The 14341-nt window shown below is 49.9% G+C and carries 18 protein-coding genes; 8 read left to right on the top strand and 10 right to left on the bottom strand.

The genetic code is table 11. The features are described 5' to 3' along the window. Positions 1 to 28: 28 nt before the first annotated feature. The 5 genes from WB371_RS14275 to WB371_RS14255 form a co-directional block, all read right to left on the bottom strand. Positions 29 to 1573, bottom strand: a complete 1545-nt coding sequence (locus WB371_RS14275) for an EAL domain-containing protein (protein ID WP_336220707.1) — start codon at positions 1571 to 1573, stop codon at positions 29 to 31. A gap of 33 nt (positions 1574 to 1606) precedes the next feature. After that, positions 1607 to 1828 carry a glycogen synthesis protein GlgS gene (locus tag WB371_RS14270; protein ID WP_336220706.1) on the bottom strand — a complete coding sequence of 74 codons (222 nt, stop codon included), beginning with the start codon at positions 1826 to 1828 and terminating at the stop codon, positions 1607 to 1609. A gap of 170 nt (positions 1829 to 1998) precedes the next feature. After that, complete coding sequence (locus WB371_RS14265) at positions 1999 to 2178, bottom strand: hypothetical protein (RefSeq protein WP_336220705.1); 180 nt, start codon at positions 2176 to 2178, stop codon at positions 1999 to 2001. A gap of 36 nt (positions 2179 to 2214) precedes the next feature. Continuing rightward, the gene (locus WB371_RS14260; protein ID WP_336220704.1) at positions 2215 to 2802 is read right to left on the bottom strand and encodes a hypothetical protein; all 588 of its coding nucleotides are present in this window, start codon (positions 2800 to 2802) and stop codon (positions 2215 to 2217) included. Between the two features lie 83 nt (positions 2803 to 2885). Then, positions 2886 to 3497, bottom strand: a complete 612-nt coding sequence (locus tag WB371_RS14255) for a hypothetical protein (protein ID WP_336220703.1) — start codon at positions 3495 to 3497, stop codon at positions 2886 to 2888. A gap of 297 nt (positions 3498 to 3794) precedes the next feature. Here WB371_RS14255 and WB371_RS14250 point away from each other — a divergent pair, with 297 nt between their 5' ends. The 3 genes from WB371_RS14250 (at position 3795) to WB371_RS14240 (ending at position 7784) form a co-directional block, all read left to right on the top strand. Beyond that, the gene (locus tag WB371_RS14250; protein WP_336220702.1) at positions 3795 to 4835 is read left to right on the top strand and encodes a hypothetical protein; all 1041 of its coding nucleotides are present in this window, start codon (positions 3795 to 3797) and stop codon (positions 4833 to 4835) included. Between the two features lie 1852 nt (positions 4836 to 6687). Then, positions 6688 to 7410: a thioredoxin domain-containing protein gene (locus tag WB371_RS14245; RefSeq protein ID WP_420704053.1), complete on the top strand. Its 723-nt coding sequence runs from the start codon at positions 6688 to 6690 to the stop codon at positions 7408 to 7410. Positions 7411 to 7547: 137 nt separating this feature from the next. Further along, positions 7548 to 7784, top strand: coding sequence for a YgdI/YgdR family lipoprotein (locus WB371_RS14240; protein WP_336220700.1), 237 nt, complete (start codon positions 7548 to 7550; stop codon positions 7782 to 7784). A 17-nt stretch (positions 7785 to 7801) separates the two neighbouring features. On the opposite strand, the gene WB371_RS14235 is transcribed toward WB371_RS14240, so the two are convergent. Both WB371_RS14235 and WB371_RS14230 read right to left on the bottom strand, forming a co-directional pair. Continuing rightward, positions 7802 to 8065 carry a hypothetical protein gene (locus tag WB371_RS14235; protein WP_336220699.1) on the bottom strand — a complete coding sequence of 88 codons (264 nt, stop codon included), beginning with the start codon at positions 8063 to 8065 and terminating at the stop codon, positions 7802 to 7804. Positions 8066 to 8142: 77 nt separating this feature from the next. Then, the gene (locus WB371_RS14230; protein ID WP_336220698.1) at positions 8143 to 8484 is read right to left on the bottom strand and encodes a hypothetical protein; all 342 of its coding nucleotides are present in this window, start codon (positions 8482 to 8484) and stop codon (positions 8143 to 8145) included. A 330-nt stretch (positions 8485 to 8814) separates the two neighbouring features. Between WB371_RS14230 and WB371_RS14225 the strand changes: the two genes are divergently transcribed. The 4 genes from WB371_RS14225 to WB371_RS14210 all read left to right on the top strand — a co-directional run bounded on the left by WB371_RS14225 (position 8815) and on the right by WB371_RS14210 (position 11289). Further along, positions 8815 to 9381 (top strand): hypothetical protein, encoded by a 567-nt coding sequence (locus WB371_RS14225; protein WP_336220697.1) that lies wholly within the window; start codon positions 8815 to 8817, stop codon positions 9379 to 9381. 63 nt (positions 9382 to 9444) lie between these two features. Then, the gene (locus tag WB371_RS14220; protein WP_336220696.1) at positions 9445 to 10248 is read left to right on the top strand and encodes a hypothetical protein; all 804 of its coding nucleotides are present in this window, start codon (positions 9445 to 9447) and stop codon (positions 10246 to 10248) included. A gap of 106 nt (positions 10249 to 10354) precedes the next feature. After that, complete coding sequence (locus WB371_RS14215) at positions 10355 to 10744, top strand: putative zinc ribbon protein (protein ID WP_336220695.1); 390 nt, start codon at positions 10355 to 10357, stop codon at positions 10742 to 10744. Positions 10745 to 10803: 59 nt separating this feature from the next. Continuing rightward, positions 10804 to 11289, top strand: a complete 486-nt coding sequence (locus WB371_RS14210) for a GNAT family N-acetyltransferase (protein ID WP_336220694.1) — start codon at positions 10804 to 10806, stop codon at positions 11287 to 11289. A gap of 97 nt (positions 11290 to 11386) precedes the next feature. Here the strand turns inward: WB371_RS14210 and WB371_RS14205 are convergent, their stop codons facing one another. The 3 genes from WB371_RS14205 to WB371_RS14195 form a co-directional block, all read right to left on the bottom strand. Beyond that, entirely contained in the window at positions 11387 to 11545 is a 159-nt protein-coding gene (locus tag WB371_RS14205) for a hypothetical protein (protein WP_336220693.1), read from the bottom strand. 5 nt (positions 11546 to 11550) lie between these two features. Continuing rightward, positions 11551 to 12192, bottom strand: a complete 642-nt coding sequence (locus tag WB371_RS14200) for an EcsC family protein (protein ID WP_336220692.1) — start codon at positions 12190 to 12192, stop codon at positions 11551 to 11553. 68 nt (positions 12193 to 12260) lie between these two features. Continuing rightward, positions 12261 to 12986 carry a DUF4339 domain-containing protein gene (locus WB371_RS14195; RefSeq protein WP_336220691.1) on the bottom strand — a complete coding sequence of 242 codons (726 nt, stop codon included), beginning with the start codon at positions 12984 to 12986 and terminating at the stop codon, positions 12261 to 12263. Positions 12987 to 13834: 848 nt separating this feature from the next. On the opposite strand from WB371_RS14195, the gene tssB reads away from it, so the two are divergent. Beyond that, positions 13835 to 14329, top strand: coding sequence for a type VI secretion system contractile sheath small subunit (tssB, locus tag WB371_RS14190; RefSeq protein WP_336220690.1), 495 nt, complete (start codon positions 13835 to 13837; stop codon positions 14327 to 14329). Positions 14330 to 14341 lie beyond the last annotated feature (12 nt).

Genomic DNA, 14341 nt, shown 5'->3' with positions numbered 1-14341 from the left:
ATGCAGGCCATAACAATCGGGGCTAGCTCTACAGACTGGTAAGGGGGCCTGGTAGCTTTGCTGTGAAGGCTGCTTCGCTGGTCATGACCGCTCTGACCAGTTTCGGGAGTGGCACCGGTCGATAGAAATAATAGCCCTGTAGCAACTGAATCCCCTGACGATTCAGATAATCAACCTGCAAGGGTGTCTCAACCCCCTCCGCTACGATACTCAGTGACAGTTTACGGGCCATATCGATAACGCAGTCCACCAGACGGGTGGATCCCTGTTCGGCACTGATGCGGCTGACAAAACTGCGGTCAATTTTGATGATGTCAAAGGCGGCATCGTTCAGGTACGACAACCCGCAATAGCCGGTGCCAAAATCATCCAGCGCCAGCATCACACCCATCTCGCGAAGTTTCATCAACCGGGCCTGCACGTCAGTGGTGATATCAAGGGGTTCACGCTCCGTAATTTCCAGTACCAGCCTCACTGGCTTCTGGCCGAACGCCTGCAGGAACGCTGCGCACTCACCAACCAGTTGCGGTGTTTTCACGTGTGCTGCGGTGATATTGATGGCGATATGTAGATTATCGGGGAAGTGATGAATGACAGGGGTGAGGTCAACCTGTACTTTGTGCATCAGATAGTGAGTTAGCGGGATAATTAATCCGCTTTTTTCTGCCACGGGGATGAAGGCATCAGGGGGAATAAACCCGGCACGCGGGTGCTTCCAGCGAGCGAGGACTTCAAGGCCTTCAATATCCCCCGTTTGTCCGTTCACAACAGGCTGGTAATACGGAATGATTTCTCCCCGCTCCAGCGCTTTTCGAAGGTTTTCCGCCGGCGTGGTGTATTTGGCCAGATAGCGCCGCAACAGACTTCCGGCAGTCAGCGAGAGAAGGGCGGTCATTATCAGCAGCATCCCGCCCTGGCGGAATAATCGTTCAGCGCTAAAAAACGACGGCAATGCATAGCCAGTGCTGAAGGGATAGCGGGAAGATCTCAGCTGTAATGGTGAAGCTGACGTCGGCTCCACTGCAAGTACTTCGCCCTGACGGGTCAGTAGCCGGTTGCTGACAATCAGCGTCAGTTGCCGGTTATCCTGAACCGGCAACAGAGCATCCCGCAGATGAATATCGCTGATGCTGACGGCTACATAACCACCGGGTGCGGGTGTCAGCCAGACCAGCAAAGGAACTCCCGGCGCAATCTGGTCTCCGGAATAGAGTGTCAATGGTGCAACTGAAATACTTTCCTGATGAAATGCCATCGGATAGCGACCCGTGAAGGACGAGCACCAGACAGTGTCGCCTTTCAGCAGGGCGACAGCCCGCAGGTGAGGGCGCAATGCGGCTTCACGGCTGAGTGCGAACTGCGTATCGGGTGAACAGCTCCCCTGTGTCAGCGGTAATACGGCGTTGGTCGCCAGCCGCGCTTCATCCAGGATAGCCTCAATCCTGCTGGTTGACTGACGGGCCGCTGTGAGAATGTTGTTACGGGCAGAGTTCCAGAGTTGCAGGTTAGTGACCAGTACACCGGCAATAAACAGCGTCAGAGAACACAAAACAGCAATCAGTAGCGGGCGCATCGTGTTCCCTCGGATAGTCGGTTATGTGCAGGGTCAGGCCTTTTCTCTGGCGCTGACCTGCTTTTGCCTTAGGCGATGAAAACGAAGGCGCATCATGAAAATCTCTTTTTGTTCGCCGGTCATATTACCGGTGATTGCTTCGGGGCATAGCGCCGTACCGTTGGCTTCCATCCGCACCAGGCTGCGGGCGATGAAATCAAGCCCTGTGAACGTCGTGGTGCTGTCAAATTTTACTGGAGTGGGTGCTTTAGCCATGTGTGCCGCTTCCTTACAGTAGCTCTGGTTACAGCTATTTGTTACCACACTCTTTTAAAGCAAAAACGCACAGCGGCTCTCAGTTTTGCCGTACAGCGCTTCGTTCAGCACGCTATGTTCATCATCTTGCGCTTAGTAATGAGCGTAGCGCGATAAGGTATACTTCGTATTTACCTGACCGTGGGGATTTTGCAGTCCAGTTCGGCTTTGTTGAAGAAATCGAACTTTTGCTGAGCTGAAGGATCAGGTGAGGTTGCAGAGTCTTTGACCATGGTACGGGTGTCGAAGAAAATGACGAAGGCAGATATGCCAGAAAGCAAAGCGATTACATCAATCTTCCCGGTGGTCATTGTACTAATCAGGCTACTATTGCCCAGCTTGTCTGGTTATTTACGTTTTTGCATGGCAAACACACCTACTGCTGCCACTATACCAGCTCCTGCCGCCGCAACGATTGCCACATATTTTGATACTTTGGCCGTCTTATCACTGGTACTGTTTGCTTCGCCAGAACCTGGCCGGGTAGATGTAGCTGCACTGAGCGAAATAGTTGCAAGACGGGTATCAATTTTTTGTTTCAGGCGCAGACGCATTTCGGCATCTTGTTTCCAGCGCAGTAACCGGTCTTCATATCGTTGTGTATCTTCACGATCCCACTGCTGTTGCTGTTCTTTTTCTGAAAGTAGTCGTGATAACTCTGCGAAGATTTTATCGGATAACTCCTGGAACCTTGCACGGTGTCTGGATTTAAGTTGCCAGTCGACATCATGCACCAGATTGTTTCGGTATCCAGCAAGGCTATTAATCATGTTAGACAACTCAGGCGGTAGATTAGCTTGTAAAGCTAACTTGCGAAGCCCTTTTTCTTTCGCACCAAAATCCATTTTCAGCATTTTTTCAATATGGCCCGCTATCATCACCCATTCGCCGATAATGAGTTTACGCTGCAGTTTTTCCTCTGGGCTTAATGACATCGAATATTCGTCCTGTATGGTCTTTTCGCAAAATTTAAAAGGTCATTAAAATTGTGGCAATGATACTGGGGTTAAGGTGTGTTTCAGCATCGGTTAGCATTGTAGAAATCAGCAAAATACCTGGCATTTAACACGTCCCACCATACGAATGCGGTCATCAGCAGAATGAGTACTGAGATGATAACTTCCAGAATGGAGGCCGTTAAGCTGAGCATCAGCGTCGCTGATACTGTCATATGCCTGACTGCATCGAGGAAAATGGTCATGTCATTGAGCGTCGATGATGATGTAAATAAAAAGAGCAGGACGAATGCGATATCTATCGCTATCAGTATGCATCGGGTACGCCATCTGGCTCTGTCTGTTGTCTCTGCCTGACCTTCGCCATTAAACCGTACAACGCTCTGGCTGCGATTCACGCTTTTGTACATCCAGAGAGTTTTGAGCGGCTCTGTGGTATTCATGATGAATTGTATTTCGCGATACGAAGCGTAACGATGTCCTGTTGCCTGTGCAAAATAATACTCTGCCAGGAGCGGGTCATGCCCTTCCTGGCGCCAGAGTATCAGGAATTTCTCAAGCGCTTCACGCTCCGCTTTTTTATCCGGCAGAAACCTGGAAGCCATATCCAGTAAAAAATCTGATGCACCCATTCTCTCTATCCTGCTTTTCATCAATCCGAAGAGGGACTGCACAGGAGAATAGCCCTTATTTATCTGTTGGTTTTGATAAGTAATGGGATCGGCATTTCGACCAGAACATTACGCGTTTTGCCAGTGCCTCAAGTAAGAGCTCTGTTGTTAGCGGGGGCGTTTGACGTTGGTTTTTTCCAGCGAGATTAAGCTGTGGTATAAGCCCGATGCCACGGTAGTGTCGTTACGAGTTTGACCGGGTGAGTTTACAATTCGATTCCGCCATTTTTGCCTCTCCGCGCCTGGCGACAGAAGGTACTTTTATCAGAGGTTAAATGGTGTGACTGAGGGGCCGGATATATGCCATTAAGAGCGTTGCTGGATGGGCTGGATATTCATTCGTTCGAATTTGACGAACTGGCGTGGGAAAACCTGAAAATGACTTACAAAGCACATTCTCTGGTGATGCCGTGCTGTGGTCATAGCGCGTTCCCCAAAACAAGCACACTCGGTAATTTCTTCTTTGCGCACAAGTCCGGTAGTCACTGCCCGTATGTGGCTGATAGTCCGGAGCATCTTTACCTCAAATTTTTAATTGCTCAGCAAGCCACTGATGCTGGCTGGTCGGTCATGACTGAAAAACAGATAGGTATGTTTGATGGGATACCAGCAGTAGCTGATGTGTATTGTACCCGTAATAATGTTTCGCTCGCTTTTATGGTCCAGTTTCCGCAGTGCGATGACCGCTGGATTGAAGACAGGCAGGCTGAATTTACGGAGGCCGGTATTCACCGTACATTGTGGTTACGGAAGTTGCGAAAAAGAAGTGAATATTACAGTCATGGTATTTATCAGGATTATAATTTACCGGTATTTGGCATTCGGCAGAATGAATCAGGGGACTTTTATCTACCTCAGTTTGATGTCTGCGTTGATGATTTTATTGCAGGCGTATTTGCCGGGAAGCTGTCATGGTTCCCTGACAGACGCAAACCATTGATTGCGAGTATTCAGCCACGAACGGTCAATTGCCGACGCTGTAGAAAACCCACCAATATTATCGAGCGTATTGGTATCTGCGATCACAGCGGCATGTTTGTGGCAGATTTGTTTTTTGGTGATGAACGGGCCAAAGATTTGTTGCAGGAAAATATGAATTGCCTGAATTTAAATTCGCGTGGTATTGGTCAGCTTAAATCCAGGCGTCGTTCATATGGCATATCCAATGGCTGCTGGCATTGCGATACGCTCATAAGCGATGATTCACTGTATTACTCGGGGAATGATGGTAAAGTAGCGACATCAAATTCAATGATTGAATTTAAGTTTGATTATGATGGCGCATTTTACCTCCCTGAATTCTGGTTATTTGACGGGAAAAAATCGAAAGCGATATTCTGATGCCGTTTTTCTCATTATCAGGCGGGGCCTGAAAAATATTAAACATCACCTGGCTCACGCAGCATTATGCCGTGAGGTATAATGTGCTGACCGATAGCCCACGTTGAATTATTTCAGGGTAATCTATTTTTGTTCCCGCCGTTACTTCATTAATCACTCTTAGTGTTGTTAACATATTAATTACATTTTGAGTGCTCATTTTATCGCCTGATTTGATGCGCTTATTACATTGTCACTTTTTACAACCCTTCTGTAGTACCGATATTTCACTTACTAATTTGTACAAATAACATCCGCCTTGAGTTCCAGGCACTGTCTCTGGATACCTCTTTCCGGCTTCTTACTCTTACTGCATTTTTTTCTGAAAAAAGTGATCACGTTTTTACGTATTTTTAGCTACCAAACTAGCGTGACCTTGCGGTCTGTGGCCCGGTAACCTTTTCGTGAATTGAACATCCATTTTTGATTCGGAAGTGCTCTTTTGAGACATGCCGGCGCTGGGAGGCTGATGCCATTTCCCCGTATGCCAGAGGACGCCACTCAGGGTTGGGGTTGGTGGAGTCCGTCGGGTTATGTCTGTGGCAATGGTGGCGTCGTGGACTCTATAGCATGTAGCTCTGGTGTAAATAAAAACGGCGTGTTTTGCGGGAGATGCATCTGCTTGCTGCACAGCCTGAAGTACTACCGGATGCCTGGCGGAAATCTGCTGAAATGGAATGAGTTGTTATATCTCCGGTGGGTAGTGGTTATTTTTCGCTGTGTGGGAGTTTTCCCGATATTTATCCATCGGGATGATATTCTCTGCGGATTTGATGATTCGCTTTTGTCGGAGTGGCAGTGTGTCGATAATTAAAGGCTATGTTAATGTTATTGAAGGTGTATTCATTCTCTCGTATTCACATGCGTGACTGATCCTCTACCGCTTATCATTATTGTGCATTGATTATCAGTGACTACCCATCAATAACTGTCAGCATCATTCGAGCATATTTAACGTGTCAGCAATCAGACGAGCTTTGAATCTTCCCCTGCGACTATCACTGCTAATGTCACTGGTGAGCAATTATTGTTTCGATATAACGCCAGCAAGCTTCTGTTCTGTAATCGATGAACGGGTGACAGTCTTCCGTATTACGAATATATCAACAGTTAAATTCCAGAATGAAGTCATGTCAGTCGTAGCAGATAGTTTATCGGGTATCTATTTCCTGGGAGCGTATTAATCTGCCGGTACCATTCTCCTGAGTTTGTTACTGGCGTTTGACGGGGTGAATATCCGAATGCAGCAACGTGCTTTCAGTGGCATTCTGCAGCCCGATATTCCCACCGGTATCATCAGGAAACAATTTTCAGCATGAACAGTATCACCTGTGCTCAGTATGATCCGCATTCCGGTGAGCGTGAGCCTCGCACTCGCTCTATCCTTTTGGTAACCGGTGTTCGGTTATTTTACATTCGTTGTTTCTTGCATGGATTCATTCCTATGACATTTAAATATTCCCCACTGGCCCTCATGCTGACGGGGGCACTGTTCTCATTGCCGGTGTTTGCATCTCAGACCGTGGCTGCCGGTAGTATGTCGAATACGGCATCGGTCACGACCCCGACGACTCCGGTAACACCAGTTCCTCCACAGGCTACAGCGCCGACAGTAGCCGCTACCGTAGCTGATTCTGCTGCCCCAGAGGCCTCTGTAACGGATCAACCCCCAGTCACAATATCTTCCACCCAGCGTTCAACAGCACCGGCATCCGTACCACCTCAGGATAAAGCGGTTGTACCTGCTGCGACGGGCGTTGGATCCGTTGCTCCTGCGCAGACTCAGAACGCTCCGACTACTGTAGCCCCGGCTCTGGCTCCTGCGACTGTGCTGGCATTTACTCCGGAACAGGAAGCCCGGATTGGTGAGGTCGCTAAGGCGTATCTGCTGGCTCACCCTGAGGTGCTGCTGGAGGTCAGTCAGAAATTACAGGCTCAGCAACACGAGCAGCAGCTGCACGCCATAACCACAGCCGTACTGGCGCATCAGGACGCTCTGCTGAATGATCCTTCCACTCCGTCTTACGGCCCGGCTGACGCCAGAGTTGCGCTGGTGGAGTTTTTTGATTACCAGTGCTCTGTTTGTGCCCACCAGGCTCCGATCATGGAAAGCCTGATGCAGGCCAATCCGCAGGTACGCTACGTCTTTAAAGAGTGGCCGATTTTTGGTGAACGCTGGCCGGCGTCGATGGATGCTGCTGAGACCGGTTTGCAGATCTGGCACCAGAGAGGCGCAGCCGCGTATCTGGCTTACCACAATGCAGTGTTCGCGACCGGGCATAATGAAGGCAAATTAACGCAGCAGGACATCATCCACGCCTCAGTGAAGGCCGGTAAGCTCAAAGGCAAAAAAGCAGAGATGCTGGATACGCTGGCACAAACCGATGCGCTGGCACAGAACCTTGGCTTTCGTGGCACGCCAGGTTTGATTGTGATGCCGGTATCGGGTGCGACAGCCGATAACGTGACGGTGGTGCCGGGTGGCGCCAGCCAGGAAATGCTCCAGGCGGCAATCAGCAAAGCGGGCGGACAGTAGTTTGATGTGCCGGGCTGTAATCAGCCCGGTTGTTAAGCCAATCCCCTGAATTCTTTATACAGCGCAATAATCATTCATCTCTTTTTCTTCGGATCCGGTAATGTGCTCCGCTTTACCACGTATAAGGGACATTCAGCATGCCTAAATTGACTTATCCTGCAGCGATTTCGCTTGCGGCTTTGCTGCTGGTGGGCTGCACCACCACTTACACAATGACCACCCGAAGTGGTGAGGTTATTCAGACGCAGGGCAAACCGGAGGCTGACTCTGCCACTGGCCTGATGAAGTACGCCGATGCTTACGGCTATCACAGGGAAATACAGACCAGCGAGATCGTCCAGACCACAGAAGGAAAATCTCAGCTGAGCTGGTGAATTAAATCCGCTCAGGTTTAGCGGTATTTGCCGTTTCCAATGTCAACGATTAAGCTGAGTGCCTGCTGCATCAGGGAGTCCGGCACTCCAGCAGGAAGATTTGCCGCTAAATCAGGGCTGCTCAATGTAAAGAAACGAGCCAAAATAGACGGGATGGCGTCAGAGAGGTTTTCAGTAGCATCTTCAATTTCAATGGCTACGTTGATGACATCCATGGCATTGATGGCTGCTTTGCCTTTGACCATTTCTACGATGTCGTAAGCGAGAGTCAGTGTCTTCATGTTTATTGCTCCTGAGTATCGTTAAAGTATTCGAGTGACAGGTTACAACTACGTCATTGCTCGGTATGAAGGGGGGGTTATTCGTGCGTGTCTGGAATAAATGTTACTGTTTTTATCCGGGGCATGAGTTCTTTTAATTCATCTGCGCTGTAGCCTTCCGCAGTGAACGTTTTGATCTGACCCTCATCAAATGTAAGTTCCAGTTTTCTGTTATCTCGTTTACTGAGCCAGGCAACGGCGACGGCTGAAAATGCACCCCATGCAGCGGGAGTACCCAGTTTCTCCAGCAATTGAACCATATCGTTAAAGTTGAATGACAAAGCAACCAGACTGTTATAGTGCAGTTCATTCTGTTTGAGTAATTCACGGATCTCTGCCCCATCCTTAACTTCGAACATGAATATGGGGGTTGAAAACATGGCAATAATCCTTTCGTCAACAAAGCGATGAGGCTGCTTGATAACACAAGTGGATCTCATTCATGAAGTTTGACTGCGTAGTACCTGATCGTGATCATGTTTGCCAGCACAAAGTGATCATTCAACACACGGTTGTCTGTTGATGCGTCGTTGCCTGAACGTGTTCAGCGATCCGCTACGACGTTTTATTTGTTCTGCTACGTCAATGTGTTAGTCGTCACCGAAGTCCGCTCAGAACGCGTTACAGGCGCTTCTGATGCGGGTGAGTTCCTCAGTTAAAAATTATCGCATCACCCCATGACATGTAACTCATTTCCACCGGAGCTGAACATGTCATACACCATTGACCCTCACCTGTCTGCTTTACTGAGCCAGCACGCTGATGCCCTGAGCCAGCGCTATTCCCGACTCATTCCGTTTCGTATGGATTTCTCTTTTCTGAACGGGACGGCACTGCACCGCATACGCCGTGACGATTACAGTTCGCGTGAAATGTACCTGCTGGCGGAATATGCGCTGCAGGAGCTGGATGGCATCGTCGGGTATGCCTGGGTTCAGGAGTTCACCCCGCAGCATGGTATCCACTATCACGCGGTGTTTTATCTCAACGGACAGCGTCACCGGGTACCTCAGGAATTTATCTACGCCCTGGTGGATTACTGGCGACACTACACCGGCGGTGATGGCTGGTTCCATGACTGCACCAGAGACCGTAAACGTTATCCCTTTGATGGTCAGCGGGTATTGCATTACGACGACCCGGAGCAGCGGAAATCACTGACCCGGATGCTGGGCTACCTGGCAAAGACGGAGCAGAAAGATTACAGCAACTATTGCTTCGGTCTGAGTGATGTCCCGGCCCCCAGTCGTCGGGGTCGTCCCCGCAAGCACCCGTGAACCCAGGAGTCGGCATGCGCATTTGTAAGTTGTATCTGGTATTACGTTCAGAGGTCACCCGCTATGTCTGAGTTCAGTTATTCCCGTCTGCTGCTGGCGGATGCACAAAAAAGCGGTCAGGCATTGTTTCAGCGGGCTGATGCGCTCGGGGAAAATGGCCTGTCCTCACTGATGGTGGACCCGCGTTTCGATTCAGTGCTGCGATACGATGCGTTTGTGGTCTCCCGGCTTATCTCGCGCACGGGTGTTGTCGATGCTGACACGCAGCGGTTTGTAAAATTCAGGCCATTGGTGCAAAGCGCTCTGAGCGTCCTGCGCGATAAAGGGCTGGAGACGTATCTGCGCAGCTATCATGACAAATGTATTACGGTACTGCTGAAGTGTCCTGAGTTACAGCCGTCTGCTACGGGAGACCTGACTCCGCCATTACTGGTCAGGCTGCGGGCCGGTAAAACAGGAGAAGACATTGGTGAAGCGCTTGAGGCGTTAAAATGTCGTATCACCGCGCGTCTGGCATGGCGGGTGGAGGCGCTTCGAAAAGAGCCCGAGTACGTCCACTGGTTATTCACGGCGGGTAAGACGCTGTCGTTATGCCCGGAGGTGCGATGGCCGGTGCCCGACAGTGTGGTTTGCCTGATGGTGCAGGAGGCCCGTGCCATTGTGGCTGAGAATGTCATTGTCGGTGGGCGCTATCCACAGAAAAGTCAGCTGTTGCGTTACTCCATCTGGCATGGCTATTGCGGAGAGGTGCTGATGCTGGTGGCACTGAAGACCGCCCTTGAAGAATGGACGGTTGTACTCAATAAATACAACTATATCGAACGTGCCGCCCGGGTCTGTGGTACGCCCGTGAGGGCTTTGCAGTAAATAAATACCGAACCGCGCTATGAGATGTAACCCCATTTCTTTCCACCACCGTCACCCCGTTCGCGCCAGTTATTACCTGCGGGCGGTGCGGGGCAGGGAGCATCTCATGCGAATTCGTAAAGCGTTTATGGCGTTAAATGCCGAAGGTCACGTTGTCAGGGTGGCTGACGTCGTTGCTGGTTCGGTGGCACCCTTTACCTGTCATCACTGCGATTGCCCGATGCGCTTTCATCGCACAGTTGGTGGGCAACAGGCCTGGTTTGAACACGACACCCCGGTACTGACGCAGGCACAGCTACAGAAGTGTGCGTACTTCGACGACCTTTCACTGGCTGAACGGCGATTGCTCGCCCTGCAACGTCAGTTACAGAAAATGCAACCTGTTGAGGTTGTTCGCCACTGGCACTGGATTGAGTGCAGCCACGACTACTCGGGTGCCAAATTGTGCCCGAAATGCCATCTGAGTATTTACAGCAGGGAAGCCCGGGCTGACTAACCGGCATGGAACGCTTTATAATAGACGCTGACTCGCTGTAGATAAGGTAAACCGTAACAATGACTGACCAGCCTCCTGTATTAAAGCATCCTTCTCTGTGTTCTGACGCTGAGATTAATGCGTTTCAGTCGCTGGTTAGAGCCAACGGACAGGCCAGCGCCGCCAGAGTGCCGGAATCAGAGTTACTGGCGTTTTTGCACAACAGCGACGGTGAGCTTATCGCGGTCGGTGCGATTAAAAATCCGAACCTGGGTTATCAGCAACGCGTGTTTGCCACTTATGCAGGGCTGACAGCCCCCTCTGACACCTGGCCTGCTCATGAGGTGGGGTTCTTTTCCATTGCACGGGATTACCAGGGGCAGGGACTGGGACGTCGTATCCTGCAGGCGCTGATAAATGAGATGCCGCATACGCCGTTGTTCGCGACGACCAGAACGCCGGGGATGGTACGCTTGCTGGAAGAACAGAGTTTTGTGGTGACAGGTGAGCGCTGGGTGACAGCACCGGATCAGACACCGTTAGCGTTGTATATTCGCAAGTTTTAATGGCTTGCCGATATCCGACGAAAAGACTGCATCTACAGCTTTTGTCTTGAACGCATTGTGTTTTCCTTGCGTTAGCGTATTAACCGTTGTGTGGCAGCTAATACCATCCTGAGAAAATGCATACCCAGAGTAGGGTGGCTACGAAGAACACGGGCAACAAAAACCAGGCGGCGATATAACACCAGCCCGGTAACTTTCCCCGCGCCAGGGCAATAAAACCGCCAAAAACCAGCAGAAACAGAATGATAAACGGCATCGTATTTATTCCACTGTCGCCGATTCGATAAATGTCTCACGGGCAACGTTGCCGATAATGTTGGTGGTGATGCTGTCAAATGCGCCACCGATAACGCCACCGGCAACGGGAACCAGTTTGACTAGATTGATTGCGCCCTTGCTGCCGAATTTGGTCAGCAGGCGAAAGCCCACGGCCTGGTTTATTTTCGTCAGTACAGCACCGGAGATATTTCTGATGGCCTGCTCTGTCAGCTCCGTGCCGATCTTCACTCCGGCAGCTTTGAGGACTTCACTGGCAGCGTTTCCGCAAAGGCAGGTGTAAACCATGGTCTTCACCTGGTCGTTTCGAAGGTCATAGCCCCCTATATGCGCAATGGCGGCAATCATGCGGATCTGGATATACAGCACGCTGGTAATATTTGCCGGGATGGCTATCGGCAGAGTGAATGCACCGCCGAGTCCGGTCACAAAGCCACTGGTACCCGCTTTAGTGTTCTGCCAGCGGATCAATGAATTCGCCTGGTCCACAGGGCTGCCGTTATGTGCCATGTAGCTGAGCGCCATTTGCTGCGCGTTATCGAGGCCCGGCACGTTACTGTTTACCGCTTTGTCGTACGCCCATTCCAGTGCCTGCTGGATAGTGTCAATTGTGAGAGGATTTTTCATCGCGAGTTCCTTATTATCCGGGCATCAATGTGGTCTACCTGGGATGAGCAGGCAGACCGGAGAGTCACTTATTGTTGAGGAATGCTGACGTATATCTGATTATTGGGGCGTTTTTCGACTGTGATATCCAGGTCGTTACCATTATCCAGCGTGGCGGTAGCCCGGTAGAAATCGTCCGAGACTTTGTCATCTATATGAACGGCTTTACAGACGGCTGATTCATGAAGCTGATTATGAATAATGTCAGTGACGAGCTTGCACGATGCATCTTCAATGTCAGCTTCCGCTGTACCCCATGCGAGGACGGAAGCAAGGATTGACGCTGCGATCCAGCCCCAGAAATAGTGTTTCTTGTGTTTTAGCAGGTCGGCGCGCTTCCACAGATAAACCGGGATTAAGACTGTCCAGAACGATTCCGGTGCCGGATGGCCCGCTGCCTTCAACCGGCGTTCATCCAGCACGCAAAGCCCAATGTTGAGCAGGACATACAGCCAGATGAGATCGTGGCCTACCAGATATTCGACCAGCCCGCCAATAAACGGAACGGCTACAACACCCCAGACGAAACGATTATCCACCAGGTTTGCCGGGATCGGAGGAACAGCGGGCTCCTGTGGTTCACCGGATATGAAAAGCGCACTTAGCGTCGACTCACCTGCTGCCATCCATTCCCCTTCCCCCGGCCAGACCGACGTCTGTGGGGTGATTTTCTTTTGCTCAATCAACCGGGACATAGTCTGCAAATCAAGCGGACCTTCACGATTGCCTTTATTGACGTAATACCAGTTGCTCATATTTTTCCTTACCAGAACTGTATGGCGGCAACGGAGCTCGTGCCTGCCTGAATTTATGCTTCGTCCCCTGAAGACGCTGTTATCAGTGACAGAAATAATCAACAGAAGAGTTCGCGCAGATGCTGGCAGAGGTCTTTTTAAAAGTCAGATCGTTTTCACAGATCAATTTTTTAAAATCGATCTGTTTCGCCGATCAATCAATAAGTCAGTTTTTTATATTTATTTTATGAATGTTTTGTCGGGGAATGATAGCAACAGCGTTACAGATCTTTTTTATCACTAAATAAGTTAGGGGAATGAATGGCGAGATTTCTGTAGAAGGCATGTTCGGGATGAGTGAACAGAGAGGGGGGCATGTTCATTTTGACCAGTCGCTGGAATGTTTTATTTCTAATAATTCATTTAGTGAATGTGAATGAAATATGTAGTTATTTTTATGAATGCAAAGGCTAAATATGCAGCGAACATTTTCAGCGTGGTGTTTATTATTTGAGTGAGGTAAAACGGAATTGTTACCGTTGAGAAATATTTCTCCGACTGAAATAAGTAGTGAAAATTGCTGTAAATTGCTCGTTCGCTGGCTTGTTACCTGGTTTTTATCGTGGATATCCAGATCAAATTTCTCGCATCTGATTGCTGACATTTCCCTACAGTCAGATCATGAGTCTTTACATTTCAGGTCTATCCCCCTCTTGTTAGTGCGTTTAATCGGCGTAGCATTTTCCCTGTAACTGCCTGTTTTATCCAATTTATTCATCGCTGCTGATGCGGTGAGGTGCTGCCCGGAAGGCGTGTCAGATGTTTCCGGCCATCAGCCGTCTGAAGTACGACATTTGAAGGAACATTGCATGTCCGGTTCATTCCAGGAAGAAATTCCGAAAGCCCGTATTAATTTAAAGCTGGCCCTGCATACCGGGGGCGCGCAAAAGAAAGTTGAGCTGCCGCTTAAACTGCTGGTGACAGGGGATTTCAGCAACGGGCAGGAAAACCGTCCGCTGTCTGAACGTGAAAAAATTAACGTGAACAAAAATAACCTGAACAGCGTGTTATCTGAGCTTTCCCCGTCCGTAAACCTGACCGTTGAAAACACCCTCGCCGGTGGCGGCAGTGAAGAGAACATTCGCCTCAGTTTTAAGGATATGAAGGATTTTGAACCAGAGCAAATTGCCCGGCAGGTACCCCAGCTCAGGGCTCTCCTCTCGATGCGCAGTCTTCTGCGCGACCTAAAATCCAACCTTCTCGACAACGCCACGTTCCGCAAGGAGCTGGAAGTCATCCTGCGTGACCCGGCGCTCAGCAATGAACTGCGTAGTGAAATTGCTGCTCTTGCCCCGAAAGCCTGACGGAAAAAATTA

Origin of the sequence: Citrobacter amalonaticus, assembly GCF_037053465.1 — a bacterium.
Lineage (GTDB): Bacteria > Pseudomonadota > Gammaproteobacteria > Enterobacterales > Enterobacteriaceae > Citrobacter_A > Citrobacter_A amalonaticus_H.
This window is presented reverse-complemented; position numbering and strand designations above follow the sequence as displayed.